Raw genomic sequence first — 13206 nt, 5'->3', positions numbered from 1 at the left:
GGCCCCGGCCTTCGCCGGGGCGGCGGGCAAATAAGTTATTTCGATATCGGGAGTCCCCGCTGCCTGGCTGGCTATGAGGAGCCAGGCCGCTCGGTGATTTTGATCGGTACGCTCCACCAAGCCCGTCATGCCGACGCAGGTCGGTATCCAGGCCAGGCAGCGCAGGAGGCTGGCTGATGCACGGCGGAGGGTGCTCCGAAGAGAGAAGACCCTAGCCGCCTGCCCCTGGGCCCCGGCCTTCGCCGGGGCGACGGGCAAATAAGTTTGTCGGTATCGGGAGTCCCCTGCTTGGCTGGCTATGGGAAGCCAGGCCGCTCGGTGATTTTGATCGGCACATCCTTCCAGACCCGTCATACCGACGCAGGTCGGTATCCAGGCCAGGCAGCGCAAGAGACTGGCTGATGCACGGCGGAAGGCGCCGCTAAGGGCAAGCACCTACCCGCCTGCCCCTGGGCCCCGGCCTTCGCCGGGGCGACGGGCAAATAAGTTATTTCGATATCGGGAGTCCCCGCTGCCTGGCTGGCTATGGGAAGCCAGGCCGCTCGGTGATTTTGATCGGCACGCTCCACCAAGCCCGTCATGCCGACGCAGGTCGGTATCCAGGCCAGGCAGCGCAGGAGACTGGCTTATGCATGGCTGAAGGCGCCGCTAAGGGCAAGCACCTACCCTCGTGCCCCTGGGCCCCGGCCTTCGCCGGGGTGACGGGCAAATAAGTTTGTCGGTATCGGGAGTCCCCTGCTTGGCTGGCTATGGGAAGCCAGGCCGCTCGGTGATTTTGATCGGCACCCTCCACCAGCCCCGTCATACCGACGCAGGTCGGTATCCAGGCCAGGCAGCGCAAGAGACTGGCCTATGCACGGCGGAAGGCGCCGCGAAGGGCAAGCACCTACCCTCGTGCCCCTGGGCCCCGGCCTTCGCCGGGGTGACGGGCAAACAAGTTTGTCGGTATCGGGAATCCCCTGCTTGGCTGGCTATGGGAAGCCAGGCCGCTCGGTGATTTTGATCGGCACGCTCCACCAGCCCCGTCATACCGACGCAGGTCGGTATCCAGTCAGGCAGTGCAAGAGACTGGCCTATGCACGGCGGAGGGTGCCGCGAAGGGCAAGCACCTACCCTCGTGCCCCTGGGCCCCGGCCTTCGCCGGGGTGGCGGGCAAACAAGTTTGTCGGTATCGGGAATCCCCGCTGCCTCGCTGGCTACCGGGGGGCAGGCCGCTCGGTGGTAGTGACTGGCACTCTCCACCAGCCTCGTCATACCGACGCAGGTCGGTATCCAGGCCAGGCAGCGCAAGAGACTGGCCTATGCACGGCGGAAGGCGCCGCGAAGGGCAAGCACCTACCCGCCTGCCCCTGGACCCCGGCCTTCGCCGGGGTGACGGACAAATAAGTTTGTCGGTATCGGGAATCCCCTGCTTGGCTGGCTATGGGGAGCCAGGCCGCTCGGTGATTTTGATCGGCACGCTCCACCAAGCCCCGTCATACCGACGCAGGTCGGTATCCAGGCCAGGCAGCGCAAGAGACTGGCCTATGCACGGCGGAGGGTGCTCCAGCGGCGGAGTCCCGTCACGTCCCTTCCCGTACACCAAAGAACAAAGGACGCCGATGGCGTCCTTTTCTGGGGTGCATTTACCGGGCTCAGTGCACCACCATCACATCGCACGGGGCCTTGTGCAGGAAGTGCTGCACCAGGTCACCGAGCAGTGCGTTGGCCAGCGAGCCGCGGCCGTGGCTGCCGAGTACCAGCAGTTCCGCATCGCGGTTGCGAATGGCGTCCTGCAGGGTGCGCGGCATGCTGCCGGGTTCCACCTCGTGGCTGAGGGTCGGGCCGGGCGGCAGCCCCTGGGTTTCGTCCTTGAGCAGTTGGGCGATCAGCGCCCGCTGGGTACCCAGTTCCGCCTGCAGATGCCGCGGCGACCCTTTGCCGGCATCGAAGACGTGCAGCGCATGCAGTTCGGCTGTCGGTGGCAACATCAGGTAGGCGTGATTGAAGGCGTGGCAGGCGCAGAGCGAGAAGTCCAGGGCGGCCAGCGCTTTCTCGTAGGGCGCGGCACTGTCGCGGGCGGCGAGCAGCAGGGGAATCGGGCAACGCTGGGCGATGCGGTCGAGCGTGGTGCCGGAGAACAGGTCGTGGCGTTGATGGTGCGAGCCGAGCACCAGCAGGTCGGCCTGCAACTCATCGACTTGCGCCAGGATCACGTCCGCCGGTCGGCCATTGCACAAGCGCAGTTCGGTCCCGGTGGGGGCGAAGCGGGTGAGGCTCGCATCCAGGGATTGCCGGGCGGCGTCCAGCTCGGCGGCGGTCTGGTGTGGCGGGCTGACGTACAGCATGGTCAGCTGGGAGTTGTGCTGGCGTGCCAACTGAGCGGCACGGCGTAGGGCGAGGTCCGCCGTGTCGCGCAAATCGTGGGCGATCAGAATGTGTTTCATCATGGGGGTCGGCCCTCCAGGCGTGATGCCGTTCCGTGTCTGACAATCCGGTCTGACTGACTGGAATACTCCTCGTTTAGCGTTGTGGCAAGGTCAAATATCAGTGCGCCCGCAATTGGTAGAGGCCATGGCTTTCGGCAACCGCCTGGCCGCTATCGTCGACCAGTTGCAGGTGCAGCGCGAACTCGGCCTTGCCCTTCAGAGTGGCCTCGCTCTGCAGTCGTTCAATCTGCTGTGCATCGAGTGTCGCTTCGACCCGGATATCGCCGGTGGCCGGGCGCAGGAAGCGCAGTTGCAGGTCCTTGACCACCGGGTAGAAGCGTTGGGCGTCGAAGCTGGTGAGGAACAGCGCGCCGCCGGGGATTTCCGCCAGGGTGAAGAGGGCGCCGGCGTACATGCTGCCGATATGGTTCTGGTTGCCGGCCAGCGGCATGCGCAGGCGCACGTGGCCGGGTTCGAGCAATTCGGCCACCAGGCCGGCACGGGCGACGAAGGGGATTTTCTGTTCGACGAGCTGGCGGGCGATCTCTGCGGGCAGCGGCATGGCGACATCCTGATGGCGGATAGCGACCAGCCTAGCCAGCGCCCGCCCGCCGGCAATGACCGTGGCGCTCAGTCTGCGCTGACCGATTCGGTCAGATGCCCTGGCCGCGCAACCAGGCGAGCAACTGAGGCAGCGGCAGGGCGCCGCTCTGGCGGGCGACCTCGCGGCTGCCCTTGAACAGGATCAGGCTTGGGATCGAGCGAATGCCGAGCTGTCCGGCCAGTTGCGGATTGGCCTCGCTGTCGAGCTTGGCCAGCCGGCAGCGCCCGAGCAATTGCCCGGCGGCCTGCTCGAAGATCGGCGCGAAGCTGCGGCAGGGGCCGCACCAACTGGCCCAGACATCCAGCAGCAGCGGCAGGTCGCCCTTCACCTGCGCGGCGAAACCTGCCTGGTCGAGGACGAAGGGGTGTGCCGTCAGTACGTCCTGCTTGCAGCGGCCACAACGTGGCGATTCCTGCAGGCGCGGTTGCGGCACGCGGTTGAGTGCGCCGCAGTGGGCGCAGGGGATCAGCAGGCTATCGGTCATGGGAGGGTCTCCGCTCATGGGGTCGAAACTGGGGGCTGGGCACCGGCAAAACAAGGGCAGCGGCCCGGTCGGCGAGGGGGTGAGCTGCTACATTCTGAAGAACCCATAAGAAGAAGCCTGCCGAGGTGCCGCATGTTCCGTTCCCTGCTCACTGCCTTTCTGCTCACTCTCTTCGCTACTTGCGCCGCAGCCCAGATCATCGAGATCAAGCACGTCGCCCTGCGCGAGGGCTCGGCCCTCGACCAGTACGCGCTGGAGTTGCTGAAGTTCATGATCGCCAGGACCGGTACCGACGCCACCTATGTCGCCTACCAGCCCTCCGGCGCCCAGACGCGCAAGGAAATGCTGCTGCAGGAAGGTGCCTTCGACATCGACTGGCTCGGCGCTACCCAGGATACCGAGGCGCGGGTAGCGCCGGTCCGCTACCCGATCCTGCGCGGGCTGCTCGGCCATCGAGTGTTCATCACCAACAAGGAAACCGCCGCCAAGTTGAGCAAGGACATGCCCTTCGAGCAGCTGAAAACCTTCAGCGTGGTGCAGGGGCAGGGCTGGGGCGACATAGCGATCCTGCAAGCCGGCGGCTTCACCAGGATGCAGACCAACTCCACCTTCGACAATCTGTTCAAAATGGTCGATGGCGGCCGCGCCGACCTGTTCCCGCGCTCGGTCATCGAGCCCTATGGCGAGCTGGCGGCGCGCTGCAACCTGGGCGAAGACGCCGTGTGCAGCGACAAGAACCTGCTGGTGGATGACAAGCTGCTGGTGGTCTACAAGCTGCCCATGCTGTTCTTCGTTTCCCCCAAGCGACAGGACCTGAACGCTCTGCTGAATAAGGCGTTCGAAGAGCACTACGACGAATTCCTGGTGTTCTTCAACGAGCACCCGTTGGTCAAGGATTCGCTCCAGAAGCTCGAAGGCCGCACGGTCTACCGCATCGAACAGAACCAGTCGCTGAGCCCGGAAACCAACGCGATCCCGGACAAGTACTGGCTGCAGCTGTAGCGGCCGGAGGCGGGCAGCCCCGCCTCCGGGCCGGAGCCTAGCCCTTGGCGGCGTCCAGCGCCTGGGCGAGGTCGGCGAGGATGTCGTCGCAGTGCTCGATGCCGATGGACAGGCGCACCATGTCCCGCGGTACGCCGGCCTTGGCCAGCTCCTCGTCGTTGAGCTGGCGGTGGGTGGTGGATGCCGGGTGGCAGGCCAGGGACTTGGCGTCGCCGATGTTCACCAGCCGCACCACCAGCTTGAGCGCGTCGATGAAGCGCGCCCCGGCTTCCTGGCCGCCGACGATGCCGAAGGAGAGGATCGATGCCGGCTTGCCGCCGCAGTAGCGCTGCGCCAAGGCGTGTTCCGGATGGTCGGCAAGGCCGGCGTACTTCACCCAGGCCACCTGGGGATGGCTACGCAGGTACTCGGCCACTTTAAGTGCGTTGTCGCAATGACGCTCCATGCGCAGGGCCAGGGTTTCCAGCCCCTGCAGGATCAGAAAGGCGTTGAACGGCGAGAGTGCCGCGCCCATGTTGCGCAGCGGCACCACCCGGCAACGACCGATAAAGGCCGCCGGGCCGAAGGCCTCGGTGTAGGTCACCCCGTGGTAGGAGGCATCCGGCGTATTGAGCAGGGCGAAGCGCTGCTGATGCTGGGCCCAGGGAAACCTGCCGGAGTCGACGACGATGCCGCCGATGCTGGTGCCGTGGCCGCCCATGTACTTGGTCAGCGAGTGCACGACGATGTCGGCGCCGTGCTCGAACGGCCGGCAGAGCATCGGCGTGGCCACGGTGTTGTCGACGATCAGCGGCACGCCATGGCGGTGCGCGGCATCGGCCAGGGCTCGCAGATCGATGATGTTGCCCGCCGGGTTGCCGATTGACTCGCAGAACACCGCCTTGGTGCGTTCGTCGATCAGCGCCTCCAGGGCGGCGATGTCGTCGTGCGCGGCGAAGCGTACCTGGATGCCCTGGCGCGGCAGGGTGTGGGCGAACAGGTTGTAGGTGCCGCCGTAGAGCTTGGCCACCGAGACGATATTGTCGCCGGCTTCGGCGATGGTCTGGATGGCGTAGGTGATGGCCGCCATGCCGGAGGCCACCGCCAGTGCGCCGACCCCGCCTTCAAGCGCCGCCACGCGCTTCTCCAGCACGTCGTTGGTGGGGTTCATGATGCGCGTATAGATGTTGCCCGGCACCTTGAGGTCGAACAGGTCGGCGCCGTGCTGGGTATCGTCGAAGGCGTAGGAGGTGGTCTGGTAGATTGGCACGGCCACCGCCTTGGTGCTCGGGTCGGGGCTGTAGCCGGCGTGGATGGCCAGGGTTTCCAGTTTCATGCGCGCGTTCCTTCAGGCAGGGAAAGCCCGCAGCATCGGGAAATGCCTGGCTGTGGTCAATGACCCAGATCAGCGCCGTGCCGGCGCAACATCCGCATGGCGCCTCTACCTAGCCTAAAAACAGGGCAAGTGTTTCCCGCAATGCGGTGAAGGCAAGGGGCGCCTTGCCGGTGTGCTCAATCATGGCTTGAGCGAATCCCAATCGCGGCATGTCCCGTACGATCGCCGCGGCCCGAGCGGTTTCCGTTTCGCTCAAATACGGACCGTCGTCCTGCTGGTAGCTGGGGTGCAGATGATCATCATCGGCAATGGCCTGGATGAAGAGCGTTCCCCACAGGCTGTAGAGGCTATCGAAGGGCGGACGCTGCATATCGAATGACCGATAACGATCCATCAGTACATAGCGTTCGGCACCTTCTATGGCGGCAAAGCTCTGCAGCACTTCCGTTGCATCTTCGCTCCGGAAGACAATGCTTTGCCCGGCGAGCGCCACGGCCATGCCCTCGGAAAACCAAGTGGGCAAGGCAAACGGATGCGTTATGCCCAACAGATTGGCCTGGAAGAAATGCACCAACTCGTGATGTACGAGGCGTTGCGACTTGTCCATGTCGGCAGTATCGACGCAGGCGGTTATGCCGTGGAAATTACCCGTCCCGCCGTAGCCTCGCTCGATCCTCACGTCTGGTTTCTTATGCGTAGGCGGGGAAACGCCAAACTGCCGGGCGCAGACTACGTAGGCGTGGCTGACAATCTCCTGGAGCGCGGCCACTTGCCCGTCCGAAAAGCCCGCGGCGACATCAATAGGCAATTTCATCGTTGATCCTCTTCCTTGGAGGTGGGTCAGCAAGCCCGGCACGCCGCGTTTCCGGCGTGCCTGCTCGAGTCAGACTGGCTGCAGCGGCCAGAACAGCGGGATGACCACGGTCGCCACCGCCCACAGCAGCAGATTGAGCGGGATGCCCACCTTGAGGAAGTCGCTGAAGCGATAGCCGCCGGCGTTGTAGACGAAGGTGTTGGTCTGGTAGCCGATCGGCGTGGCGAAGCTGGCGCTGGCGGCGAACATCACCGCCACCACGAAGGGCCGCGGGTCCAGGCCCAGGTGCTGGGCCAGGCCGATGGCGATGGGGGTGACCAGCACTGCCACGGCGTTGTTCGACAGCATTTCGGTGAGCAGCGAGGTGAACAGGTAGACCAGCGACAGCATCAGCAGCGGCCCGGCCCAGGGCATCGCGCCCATCAGGTTTTCCACCAGCAGGCCGACCAGGCCGACCTTGTCCATGGCGATGCTGATCGCCAGCATGCCGAAGATCAGGCTGAGGATTTTCCAGTCCACGGCCTTGTAGGCGTCTTCCACGTCCAGGCAGCGGGTCGCCAGCACGACTACCGCGCCGATGATCGCCAGGCCTTCGATGGGCATCACGCCGAAGGCGGCCAGCAGCATCACCGCTAGCGTCGCGACGATGGCGATGGGTGCCTTGTCGCGGCGGAAGGCGCGTTCCTGCACGGCGTTGAGGCTGATCAGCTCGCCGTTGTCGGCGAAGCGCTTGATCTGCGCCGGGGTGCCTTCCACCAGCATCACATCGCCGAACTGCAGCTCGAATTCGTCGAGGTTACCCTGGATATTCTCGTCCTGGCGATGCACGGCGAGCACGGCGATGCCGTAGCGCGCGGTAAGGTCGAGGTCGCGCATGGGGCGGTGGCTGTAGCGCGAATTACGGCCGACGATGGCCTCGGCGAGGATCACGTCGTGGCTGGAGATGGTCTCGAAGGCATCGCTGCGGTTGAAGATCAGGTGGCCGCTCTCGCGCAGCTCGACCACGTTCTTCACCTGGCCGTGCAGCACCAGCTGGTCGCCAGCGGCGAGCACGGTGTCGTGGGTCGGCGCGCTCAGCTCGTTCTGCTCGCGAAAGATCTTCAGTACCTGCAGGCCGCTGCCGCCGTTGAGGTTGGCTTCGGCCAGGGTCTTGCCGATCACCGGCGAGTCGTGGGGCACCAGCAGTTCGGTCATGAAGGTGCGGTCGAGGTCCGGGCGCAGTTGCCGGGACAGGGTGTCGCGCTCGGGCAGCAGATGGCGGCCGAACAGCAGCAGATAGGCCATGCCGGCGGCGGCGAAGAACAGCCCGGCGCCGGTGATCTCGAACATGCCGAACGGCTGCAAACCGGCCTTGCGCGCGACGCCATCGACCAGGATGTTGGTCGAGGTACCGAGCAGGGTCAGGGTGCCGCCGAGAATGGTGGCGTAGGACAGCGGGATCAGCAGCTTCGACGGCAGGGTGCCGGCGCGGCGGGCCAGGGCGATGGCCACCGGGGTGAGGATGACCACCACCGGGGTATTGTTCAGCGCGGCGGAAGCCACCAGGGCCGTGATGGTCAAACCGGCGAGCACGCGGGTCGGGTTGCTGCCCACCAGGTTGCCCAGCCAGTTGCCCAGGGCGTCGATGCAGCCGGTGCGTTCCAGCGCGGCGGAGAGCACGAACATGCAGGCGATGGTCACCGGCGCCGAGTTGGACAGCACGCCGAGCACTTCCTTGGGTTCGAGCAGTTGGGTGACAAGCAGCGCTGCCACGGCGATGGCGGCGACCAGGTCGGGGCTCCACTTCTCGCGGACGAAGGCGTAAAGCACCCAGAGCAGGAGGGCGGCGACGAAGAGCAGCGACAGCGTGTCCCCGAACATGGTCATCCTTAGGGCGGGCGAATCTCGTATGAGGTATCGGGCGCGCCTGCGGCGGCCGTACAAGGTGGCCAAGATAGTGGGCTTTGCTTAGATAGTCTAAGAATGTTTGAGAAGGTTTATATGCCTTTTTGTGTGGGTTTGGCTGTGCCGGCCGGTCGCCGTCCAGCTGTATCTGGCACGCCTTTCCGGCGCGCGGCTAGGCTTGCCCGGACACCATCAGGAGAACGGTCATGCGTACACTTGGCATCCTCGGCGGTATGAGCTGGGAGTCCACCGCCAGCTACTACCGCCTGCTCAATCAGGGCGTGCGCGAGCGCCTGGGAGGGCTGCATTCGGCGCCGCTGCTGCTGCATTCGGTGGACTTCGCCGGCATCGCCGCGTTGCAGAAAAGCGGCGACTGGACGGCGGCTGGCGAGCAACTGGCCGCCGCCGCCCTGGGCTTGCAGCAGGCTGGGGCGAGTGCGTTGCTGCTGGCCACCAACACCATGCACAAGGTCGCCCCGGCCATCGAGGCGGCGCTGGACATTCCGTTGCTGCACATCGGCGATGCCGTCGGCCAGGCGCTGCAGGCGCGGAAGCTGTCCTGCGTCGCGCTGCTCGGCACACGTTTCACCATGCAGGAGACGTTCTACCGGGAACGCTTGCTCCAGCACTTCGGCATCCAGGTCCTGGCCCCGGAGCTGGCGAACATGGCCGAAATCGACCGGGTGATCTTCGAGGAGCTGTGTCGCGGTCAATTTACCGAGGCATCGCGCCGCTTCTATCTGGAAGAGATCGAGCGCCTGGGCATGGACGGTGCGCAAGCCGCAATCCTCGGCTGCACCGAAATCGGCCTGCTGCTCGAAGGACACGAAGCCGCGCTGCCGCTGTTCGACAGCACCGAGTTGCACGTGGCAATGGGGCTGGACTGGATGTTGTGGGCGCGAAGCGAATGAGCCTGGGCTACTGGTACAGCTCCATTGCCTGCACTTGGCGCTGCTCGGCACCTTCGAAGCGTTCGGCGATCAGGCGCCGAATGGCGCTCTGGCGGTCCGGCTCGCTCAGGCCCGATGCCGCGATGGCGGCGCGCTCCTTCTGATAGTCGGCCAGGCGTCGGTCGAACTCGGCGTGCTGGCGATCCAGCTCGGCCAGGGCGACGGCGGCCTCCTGGCCGAGGGTTTCGGCGCGCACCTTGAACAGCGCCTCGGCACTGGCACCGTTCTGCTTCATTGCCTCGGTGGCTTCGTACAGGCGGCTGTGGCGGGTTGCCTGCTCGCGCGCCTCGCGCAGCGGGGCGGGCAGGCTCTGTTCCAACTGGTCGAGGCGGGCCTGGCGTTCGGCGGTGGAGAGCTGCTCGTCCTGGGCAAGCGCCAGTTGCCGCAGCATGTAGGCGTCCTGTTCCTCCTCGGCCTTGAAGAAGGCGCCGCCTTCCTCCGCGGAAAAGTACTGGCGTCGCACGGCTTGCAGTCGCCGCTGGCGCTCCGCGAGTGCATCCAGCGAATAGCTGTCCGGGCCGGCCGTCACCGGCAGGCGGTCGAGGTCGATCAGCGCGATCTTGTAGTCGATATAGCGCCGCAGCAGGTCGCGGGCCTGATCCAGTGCCGGGCCGTGCAGTTGGCCGGCGAGGTCGAGGCTGATGCGCGCCAGCACCGTGTCCAACGGCTCTTCCAGCAACGCCGACAGGTAAAACTCGAACAGGTGCAGGATATCGCCGCGGATCAGCAGGTTGCCGTTGGCGTCGGTGTGCAGGCGCACGTCATGGGAGGTGTCGCGCAGCGAGCGGGGCAGGGGCGGCAGGGTCGGCAGGTCGGCCAGGGGCTGTTGCTGGAAGGCATGGTTGGTCTGGCTGGCGACCGTGGCGTCCAGCTCGATACCCGGCACCTCGGCTGCCGGCGCGGCGATGTCGCGAGGCTCGGGCAGCAGCAGGACGGTGGTCAGCACGCCCGCGGCCGCGCAGGCCAGGGCGACGAACAGCAGGGATCGACTGGAGGGCATGGCGGGTTTTCCTGCAACGGGCAGGCGACCCGGTGCGGGTCGCCTGCATCGGTCTTCAGAGGCCGGCTTGCTTGAGGCGCGTGGCGTGGTTCTTGAACAGGGTCTTGGGGTTGCTTTCGAACCAGGACACCAGGCCGAGTACGTGGTTATTGATGTCGATGTGGTTCATGCGATAGCTGTCCTGGATTACCTGGCCGAAGTGGTTGGCGCAGACCCCGGTGACACCGTCATTGGCCTGGCCGCCGAATGCCAGGCTGGTGGTGGCGAAGAGATAGTCGGAGGGGTCGAGCATATGGGTGAACGGCGAGCCGCCGCCCCAGGAGTACAGGCGGATGTTCTTGCCGTCGATGCTCACGCTGGCCGGGCCGCTGCCGCAGTACTGGGTGGGCACGCCGGCGGGGAACTGGGCGTTGAACGCGGCCGAGCCCTGTTTGTTGAACTCGCCGAGCATGGCGAAGATGTCCGACTGGCTGGCCTTGTTGCTGGAGAAGAAGTTCACCAGGTTGCCCACGGTATTGGCGAACACCTCGAAAGCCACGCCCTGGATCGACCCGGGCGGTGCATTGGTGGTCACTAGGTCCGCCAGCGGCGAGCCGGTGTGCGGGGTGGACATGGTGGTCACCGAGGCCACCAGGTCGGGACGCACGTTCATCACGTAGCGCGAGGTGACGCCGCCCTGGCTGTGGCCGATCAGGTTGAACTTCTGGATGCGCCCGAGGGAGGCGGCCTTGATGCTCTCCAACTGCCGGATCAACTGGTTGCCGCGATTCACCGAGTTATCGAAGGCATTGATCTTCGGCACGTAGACCTCGGTGCCCTGGGACTGCAGCGCCGAGGGGATCTGGTACCAGTAATCGATGAAGGCGATGTTGTCGAAGGCGAAGATGCCGGGGACCAACACCACCGGGTGTTTGGTGTAGCCAGCCTGACAGGTGAGGGTGAACAGGCTCAGGAGTAAGCCGCCGAGGGCGGCGCGAAGGGTCTTATGCATGTGAATGTCCCGTGGCTGTTGTTTTTGTTGTACTGCTGTGGCGTGGGCGACCGCCAACTGCGCGGGCGCCGGGCAGCAGGCTGACGGCGGCAAAGCGGGACGCGCAATCCGCCAGCACGGCTGTGGGGATTCTATGAACTGCGGCGCGGCTTGTATTTCACCTAAATGGGGGAGAAAAGCGAGGACGGGGGCGCTCGCTTTCCGTTTGAAGCTCGCAGCTTGCAGTTGCTTCTATGACGAGCAGCTGATTTCCAGGTGCTTGCCCCATTCCGGCGGGCGCTCGGCATAGCGCTCCATGCCCGGTTGTTCATCGAACGGCCGGCCGAGCACGGTGTGCAGGCGGCGCACTTCGCTGTAGTCGCCTTGCTCGGCAGCCTCGATGGCCTGCTGGGCCAGGTAATTGCGCAGGATGTACTTGGGATTGACCGCCTGCATGCGCGTGCGTCGCTCGTCCTGGCTGCCACCCTCGCGTTCGCAGCGGGCGCGGTATTCGGCGGCCCAGGCGTCGAAGCCGGCCAGGTCGACGAAGTCCTCCCGCAGGCGCGCCAGGGACTGCTCGGGCGCGCTGTCGCCCAGTTCGCGGAAGAAGCGGCTGTAGTCCACCGCGCCGCCCTGCATGAGCTGCAGCAGGCGCTCGACCAGCGCCTCGTCGCCGTCTGCGGCGCTGCCGAAGCCCAGCCGGCGACGCATCAGGTCGAGGTACTGCGCCTGGTACAGCGGCAGGAACAAACCGAGTAGCTCGCGCAGCGTTTCCACCGCGACGAATGGCGTCAGCGCCTGGGCCAGCGCTGCCAGGTTCCAGTGGGCGATGGGCACCTGGTTGCTGAAGGAGTAGCGACCGCTGTCATCCGAGTGGTTGCAGATGAAGTTGGCATTGAAGTCGTCGAGGAAGGCGTAGGGGCCATAGTCGAAAGTGATGCCGAGGATCGACATGTTGTCGGTGTTCATCACCCCGTGGCAGAAGCCATAGGCCTGCCAGCGGGCGATCAGCTCCGCGTTGCGCTCGACCACGTCGCGGAACATCGCCGCGTAGGGCTCCGGCTGTTCCTGGCAGCCGGGGAAGTGGGCGCTCAGCACATGCTCGCCGAGCCGCTTCAACTGCTCGTGTTGCTGGGTGTAATAGAAGTACTCGAAATGGCCGAAACGCACATGGCTGGGTGCCAGGCGCAGCAGCATGGCGGCGCGTTCCTGCTTCTCGCGCCACACCGGGGTATCCGAGGTGGTGACGCACAAGGCGCGGCTGCTGGGGATGCCGAGGGCCGGCAGGTGTTCGCTGGCAAGGAACTCGCGGATCGAGCTGCGCAGCACCGCGCGGCCATCGCCCATGCGCGAGTAGGGCGTCTGCCCGGCGCCCTTCAGGTGCAGGTCCCAATGCTCGCCGCGCGAATTGACCACTTCGCCCAGCAGCAGGCCGCGGCCGTCGCCCAGGCGTGGGTTGTAGACGCCGAACTGGTGCCCCGAATAGACCATTGCCCGTGGCTCGGCATCGGCCCACAGCTTGTGGCCGGCGAACAGTTGGGCGAACACCTCGCTGTTCGCTTCGGCCGGGTCCAGGTCGATCAGCGCCATGGCCGCCGGGCTGGCCACCACCAGCCGCGGCTCGGCAATCGGCTCGGGCAGTACCGCGGTAGAGAAGTCGTCGCCCAGGCGGGCGAAGCGGTTGTCGAAGGTCAGTTCGGTAAGGCTGTTCAACGGCAGGCTCCAGAGCAATTCCGAGCATTGTGCTGGGAATTGCTTTGGAGTGGTAGGCCACA

Annotated in this window: 11 protein-coding genes; 2 read left to right on the top strand and 9 right to left on the bottom strand. The window is 65.5% G+C overall.

From position 1 onward, the window contains the following. Window positions 1-1634: 1634 nt before the first annotated feature. The 3 genes from ACWKV7_RS06630 to trxC all read right to left on the bottom strand — a co-directional run bounded on the left by ACWKV7_RS06630 (window position 1635) and on the right by trxC (window position 3496). The gene (locus ACWKV7_RS06630) at window positions 1635-2429 is read right to left on the bottom strand and encodes a universal stress protein (protein WP_483856863.1); all 795 of its coding nucleotides are present in this window, start codon (window positions 2427-2429) and stop codon (window positions 1635-1637) included. 97 nt (window positions 2430-2526) lie between these two features. Beyond that, entirely contained in the window at window positions 2527-2970 is a 444-nt protein-coding gene (locus ACWKV7_RS06625; protein WP_483856862.1) for a YiiD C-terminal domain-containing protein, read from the bottom strand. A 91-nt stretch (window positions 2971-3061) separates the two neighbouring features. Beyond that, a complete protein-coding gene (gene trxC / locus ACWKV7_RS06620; protein WP_483856861.1) occupies window positions 3062-3496 on the bottom strand; it encodes a thioredoxin TrxC in 435 nt (144 codons plus the stop codon). A gap of 132 nt (window positions 3497-3628) precedes the next feature. Between trxC and ACWKV7_RS06615 the strand changes: the two genes are divergently transcribed. Continuing rightward, window positions 3629-4498: a type 2 periplasmic-binding domain-containing protein gene (locus ACWKV7_RS06615; RefSeq protein WP_483856860.1), complete on the top strand. Its 870-nt coding sequence runs from the start codon at window positions 3629-3631 to the stop codon at window positions 4496-4498. Window positions 4499-4535: 37 nt separating this feature from the next. On the opposite strand, the gene ACWKV7_RS06610 is transcribed toward ACWKV7_RS06615, so the two are convergent. The 3 genes from ACWKV7_RS06610 to ACWKV7_RS06600 all read right to left on the bottom strand — a co-directional run bounded on the left by ACWKV7_RS06610 (window position 4536) and on the right by ACWKV7_RS06600 (window position 8550). Continuing rightward, complete coding sequence (locus tag ACWKV7_RS06610) at window positions 4536-5813, bottom strand: bifunctional O-acetylhomoserine aminocarboxypropyltransferase/cysteine synthase (RefSeq protein WP_483856859.1); 1278 nt, start codon at window positions 5811-5813, stop codon at window positions 4536-4538. Window positions 5814-5922: 109 nt separating this feature from the next. Further along, complete coding sequence (locus ACWKV7_RS06605; protein WP_483856858.1) at window positions 5923-6627, bottom strand: hypothetical protein; 705 nt, start codon at window positions 6625-6627, stop codon at window positions 5923-5925. 69 nt (window positions 6628-6696) lie between these two features. Then, on the bottom strand, window positions 6697-8550 hold the full coding sequence (locus ACWKV7_RS06600) for an SLC13 family permease (RefSeq protein WP_483856950.1): 1854 nt from the start codon (window positions 8548-8550) through the stop codon (window positions 6697-6699). A 167-nt stretch (window positions 8551-8717) separates the two neighbouring features. Here ACWKV7_RS06600 and ACWKV7_RS06595 point away from each other — a divergent pair, with 167 nt between their 5' ends. Continuing rightward, window positions 8718-9422, top strand: a complete 705-nt coding sequence (locus ACWKV7_RS06595) for an aspartate/glutamate racemase family protein (RefSeq protein ID WP_483856857.1) — start codon at window positions 8718-8720, stop codon at window positions 9420-9422. A gap of 7 nt (window positions 9423-9429) precedes the next feature. Here ACWKV7_RS06595 and ACWKV7_RS06590 read toward each other — a convergent pair whose 3' ends face one another. The 3 genes from ACWKV7_RS06590 to selO form a co-directional block, all read right to left on the bottom strand. Beyond that, a complete protein-coding gene (locus ACWKV7_RS06590) occupies window positions 9430-10461 on the bottom strand; it encodes a lipase secretion chaperone (protein WP_483856856.1) in 1032 nt (343 codons plus the stop codon). Between the two features lie 55 nt (window positions 10462-10516). Further along, complete coding sequence (locus tag ACWKV7_RS06585) at window positions 10517-11452, bottom strand: lipase family alpha/beta hydrolase (protein WP_483856855.1); 936 nt, start codon at window positions 11450-11452, stop codon at window positions 10517-10519. A 231-nt stretch (window positions 11453-11683) separates the two neighbouring features. Further along, window positions 11684-13144, bottom strand: coding sequence for a protein adenylyltransferase SelO (gene selO / locus ACWKV7_RS06580; protein WP_483856854.1), 1461 nt, complete (start codon window positions 13142-13144; stop codon window positions 11684-11686). Window positions 13145-13206: the final 62 nt, after the last annotated feature.

The sequence above is a fragment of the Zestomonas ipomoeae genome (assembly GCF_057128665.1).
This window is presented reverse-complemented; position numbering and strand designations above follow the sequence as displayed.

Bases quoted from the DNA above. Each gene is read 5' to 3' on its own strand.
- trxC (WP_483856861.1), bottom strand. From the start codon at position 3,496: ATGACCGATAGCCTGCTGATCCCCTGCGCCCACTGCGGCGCACTCAAC.
- ACWKV7_RS06615 (WP_483856860.1), top strand. From the start codon at position 3,629: ATGTTCCGTTCCCTGCTCACTGCCTTTCTGCTCACTCTCTTCGCTACT.
- ACWKV7_RS06595 (WP_483856857.1), top strand. From the start codon at position 8,718: ATGCGTACACTTGGCATCCTCGGCGGTATGAGCTGGGAGTCCACCGCC.
- ACWKV7_RS06610 (WP_483856859.1), bottom strand. From the start codon at position 5,813: ATGAAACTGGAAACCCTGGCCATCCACGCCGGCTACAGCCCCGACCCG.
- ACWKV7_RS06605 (WP_483856858.1), bottom strand. From the start codon at position 6,627: ATGAAATTGCCTATTGATGTCGCCGCGGGCTTTTCGGACGGGCAAGTG.
- ACWKV7_RS06630 (WP_483856863.1), bottom strand. From the start codon at position 2,429: ATGATGAAACACATTCTGATCGCCCACGATTTGCGCGACACGGCGGAC.
- ACWKV7_RS06625 (WP_483856862.1), bottom strand. From the start codon at position 2,970: ATGCCGCTGCCCGCAGAGATCGCCCGCCAGCTCGTCGAACAGAAAATC.
- ACWKV7_RS06590 (WP_483856856.1), bottom strand. From the start codon at position 10,461: ATGCCCTCCAGTCGATCCCTGCTGTTCGTCGCCCTGGCCTGCGCGGCC.
- ACWKV7_RS06585 (WP_483856855.1), bottom strand. From the start codon at position 11,452: ATGCATAAGACCCTTCGCGCCGCCCTCGGCGGCTTACTCCTGAGCCTG.